The sequence below is a fragment of the Shigella sp. FC1661 genome (assembly GCF_001712525.1).
GTDB classification, from domain to species: domain Bacteria; phylum Pseudomonadota; class Gammaproteobacteria; order Enterobacterales; family Enterobacteriaceae; genus Escherichia; species Escherichia coli.
On record NZ_MDGW01000179.1, the window covers coordinates 1 to 4401 of the forward strand.

Annotated in this window: 2 protein-coding genes and 3 pseudogenes; 1 reads left to right on the forward strand and 4 read right to left on the reverse strand. The window is 49.6% G+C overall.

All coding sequences use genetic code 11. The features are described 5' to 3' along the window. A pseudogene (locus tag BFF42_RS11590) lies at positions 1 to 350 on the forward strand (IS1-like element IS1X2 family transposase); the annotation flags it as partial. A gap of 11 nt (positions 351 to 361) precedes the next feature. On the opposite strand, the pseudogene BFF42_RS11595 reads toward BFF42_RS11590, so the two are convergent. From BFF42_RS11595 to BFF42_RS11615, 4 genes and pseudogenes are all read right to left on the reverse strand, one after another. Then, positions 362 to 571, reverse strand: a pseudogene (locus tag BFF42_RS11595) (YiaA/YiaB family inner membrane protein); the annotation flags it as partial. Between the two features lie 164 nt (positions 572 to 735). Then, positions 736 to 2188: pseudogene (gene xylB / locus BFF42_RS11605) on the reverse strand (xylulokinase). 71 nt (positions 2189 to 2259) lie between these two features. Further along, entirely contained in the window at positions 2260 to 3582 is a 1323-nt protein-coding gene (gene xylA / locus BFF42_RS11610) for a xylose isomerase (RefSeq protein WP_001149581.1), read from the reverse strand. A 423-nt stretch (positions 3583 to 4005) separates the two neighbouring features. Beyond that, positions 4006 to 4401, reverse strand: a 396-nt coding sequence (locus BFF42_RS11615) for an IS3 family transposase (protein ID WP_052968043.1), incomplete at its 5' end; no start/stop codon positions are given.

The following is a 4401-nucleotide window of genomic DNA, read 5'->3' on the forward strand; positions in this document are numbered from 1 at the left end:
CTAAATCACGTCAGCGCTGGCTGTTTTACGCGTATGACAGGATACGGAGGACGGTTGTGGCGCACGTCTTCGGTGAACGCACTCTGGCCACACTGGAGCGTCTTCTGAGCCTGCTGTCGGCCTTTGAGGTCGTGGTATGGATGACGGATGGCTGGCCGCTGTATGAATCACGCCTGAAGGGAAAGCTGCACGTTATCAGCAAGCGTTACACTCAGCGCATTGAGCGACATAATCTGAATCTGAGACAACATCTGGCAAGGCTGGGACGGAAGTCACTGTCGTTCTCAAAATCGGTGGAGCTGCATGACAAGGTCATCGGGCATTATCTGAACATAAAACACTATCAGTAAGTTGGAGTCATTACCAACTGGCAGATATGGGTAAAAAAATTATCCAGTTGCCCGAGTTTTTCTGCGCGAAGATATGCATAGTTACCAAAAGTTGCTGTCATTAACACGCCAAGAAAATAGCCTTTTCCACTTAGCAATGGGCATGAGATCCATAGCCCAACCAGATAAACCAGCGCCCCGACAACAAATAATAGTTTTGCCACAGTTTTTGAGGTTTTCATAACGATCTCCATATCTACCAGCGATACATTACGAGTAACCAACGAAAGACAAAACTGAAAAATGCCATTAACAAATGATTTTCAGAATAAATTCATACTAAATATTAATTAGTGAGATATATAGATGTGAATTATCCCCCACCCGGTCAGGCAGGGGATAACGTTTACGCCATTAATGGCAGAAGTTGCTGATAGAGGCGACGGAACGTTTCACGTCGTGGCTGATAAGCGGCATAACGCTGCGCATCTGGTAGATGCGACTGTTCTAACGGTAGCTGCGGCAACAACTCAATGAGCGATTTCTCTGGATTCGCCGCAATCTGCGCCAGCCTTGCTGCGCCCAGTGCTGGCCCCACTTCCCCCCGTACGGTAATCGAGCTGCTGACCGCTGATATCCGCCAGCATCTGACGCCAGTACTCACTACGCGCCCCGCCACCAATCAACGTAACACTTTGCGGTTTAATGCCGCAGGCATGCACGACATCCATGCCATCTGCCAGCGCATAACCCACGCCTTCCAGCACTGCTCGCGCCAGTTCATTGGGGCCATGTTGATGAGTCAAACCAAAGAAAACCCCCTTCGCCTGGGGATTATTGTGTGGTGTACGCTCGCCGGAAAGATAAGGCAGAAACCAAACTGGCTCGGCACTTTCATCAGCCTGTTGAGCTGCAGCGATTAAAGCTGGGACATTGCACAGGCCGGTTAATTTCGCGACCCAATCCAGACACGATGCTGCACTCAGCATTACAGACATTAAATGCCAACGCTGCGGTAGCGCATGGCAAAAGCTGTGTACAGCGCTTTCTGGCTTGCTTAAGAACCCTTCGCTGACAGCAAAATAGACCCCCGACGTCCCCAGCGATAACATTGCCTGATTAGCATCAACCATTCCCACACCAACTGCACCAGCTGCATTGTCGCCACCGCCTGCGACAACTGGCACCGTCGCCATACCCCACGCTTTCGCAACTTCAGGTAACAAAGCACCAGTAATTTCGCTGCCTTCGTATAATGCGGGCATCTGGTCACGAGATAAGTCGCAAGCCTGCAGCATGACGTCACTCCGGTCACGCTTTGCGACATCCAGCCACATGGTGCCAGCTGCGTCAGACATATCGCTGGCAAACTCCCCCGTCATACGCAGACGCAAGTAATCTTTCGGTAATAATACTTTGTCGATTTGACGGAATATCTCCGGCTCATGCCGCTGAACCCATAGCAATTTAGGCGCAGTAAATCCGGGCATCATCAGGTTGCCGGTAATCACTCGTGATTGCGGAACTCTCGCTTCCAGCAAAGTGCACTCTTGCGCACAGCGCCCGTCGTTCCACAAAATGGCAGGGCGCAATACCCGTTGTTGAGCATCCAGTAAGGTTGCTCCATGCATCTGGCCGGCAATACCCAATGCTTTAACGTCCTGCAGAGAATGCTGATCGCCCAGAGCTTTCATTGCGCGATCAGTTGCCTGCCACCACTGTTCCGGGTCTTGTTCCGACCAGAGTGGATGCGGGCGCGAAACGGTCAGCTTTTCCGTTTGCGAAGCAACCACCTCACCCTGCTCGTTGAGCAAAATAACTTTTACGCCCGAGGTGCCAAGATCTATCCCGATATACATATCGATCGTTCCTTAAAAAAATGCCCGGTATCGCTACCGATAACCGGGCCAACGGACTGCACAGTTAGCCGTTATTTGTCGAACAGATAATGATTTACCAGATTTTCCAGTTGCTCCTGGCGACCACTCTGATGCACCGGAGACAAATTATGTTCCTGAGCATATTTGGCTAAATCTGCCAGTGACATTTGGCCTTTCAGGATTTGCTGGCCCAATTCGCTATTCCAGCCGGAATAACGCTGCGCGATGCGTTTATCCAGCTCGCCATCTTCAATCATGCGCGCTGCAATTTTCAGCGCCAGTGCCATCGTATCCATCGCGCCGATATGACCGTAAAACAGATCATATTTATCAGTACTTTGACGACGTACTTTGGCATCGAAGTTCAGACCACCGGTGGTGAAACCGCCTGCTTTGAGAATTTCATACATCACCAGCGCATTCTCTTCCACACTGTTCGGGAACTGGTCGGTGTCCCAGCCCAGTTGCGCATCGCCACGGTTGGCGTCGACAGAACCGAACAGGCCAAGCGCAATGGCGGTGGCTATTTCATGATGGAAAGAGTGACCTGCCAGCGTCGCGTGGTTAGCTTCAATGTTCAGTTTAATCTCTTTTTCCAGACCAAACTGTTTCAGGAAGCCATAGACCGTCGCGGCATCGTAATCATATTGATGTTTAGTCGGTTCTTGCGGTTTCGGTTCGATAAGCAACGTGCCCTGGAAGCCGATTTTATGTTTATGCTCAACCACCATCTGCATAAAGCGGCCCAGTTGTTCACGCTCCTGACGCAAGTCGGTATTTAACAGCGTTTCGTAACCTTCACGACCACCCCACAGGACATAGTTTTCACCGCCCAATTTATGGGTTGCTTCCATCGCTGTAACAACTTGCGTTGCCGCCCAGCTGAAGACTTCAGGATCTGGGTTCGTCGCCGCACCCGCGCCATAGCGAGGGTTTGTAAAGCAGTTAGCGGTTCCCCACAGCAGCTTCACGCCGCTCTCTTCTTGCTTGGCTGCCAGGACATCAACCATTTGCGCAAAATTATTGATGTACTCTTTTAACGACGCGCCCTCAGGGGAAACATCCACATCGTGGAAGCAATAAAATGGCACATGTAACTTGTGGAAAAACTCAAATGCGACATCTGCTTTACGCTTCGCCAACGCCAGTGCCTCACCAGGCTGCTGCCACGGACGATTAAACGCCCCCACACCAAACATGTCCGCCCCGTTCCAGCAGAAGGTGTGCCAGTAGCAGGCGGCAAAACGCAAGTGCTCTTCCATACGCTTACCCAACACCAGTTCGTCGGGATTGTAGTGACGGAATGCTAACGGGTTTGAGGATTTTGAGCCTTCATAACGAACGCGATCGAGCTGGTCAAAATAGGCTTGCATATTGAACTCCATAATCAGGTAATGCCGCGGGTGATGGATGATGTCGTAATATTGGGCACTCCCTTTCAGTTGCTCAATTATGTTATTTCACACTGCTATTGAGATAATTCACAAGTGTGCGCTCGCTCGCAAAATAAAATGGGATGATGAAACTGGGTAATTCCTCGAAGATAAAAATGCAATAAGTACAATTGCGCAACAAAAGTAAGATCTCGGTCATAAATCAAGAAATAAACCAAAAATCGTAATCGAAAGATAAAAATCTGTAATTGTTTTCCCCTGTTTAGTTGCTAAAAATTGGTTACGTTTATCGCGGTGATTGTTACTTATTAAAGCTGTCCTCTAACTACAGAAGGCCCTACACCATGAAAATAAAGAACATGAGGTGTACTGGCAATAGCGGACACTACCATTTGTTCTTTTTTAAGCAGCCATCTGATGATATTTTTCCCTGAAGGCTGCCGGGGAGATATTCCCCAGACGAGAGTGACGACGCTGACGATTGTAGAAAATCTCAATGTATTCCCGTATTACTGAGATGGCTTCATCCCGGTTATTAAAACGATAGTGGCTCAGGCTCTCATTTTTCAGCGTTCCCCAGAAGCTTTCCATCGGAGCGTTGTCGTAACAGTGACCTTTACGCGACATTGATGTTTTCAGACCAGACTGCTCCTGTATGACCCGGTAATCGTATGCGCAGTACTGTGAACCTCGATCAGAGTGGTGGATTAGCCCGGCAGGTGGGCGCTGGCTCCTGAGCGCCATAAACAGGGCTTTACCTGTCAGCTCTTTTGTCATGCGCTCTCCCATGGCGTAGCC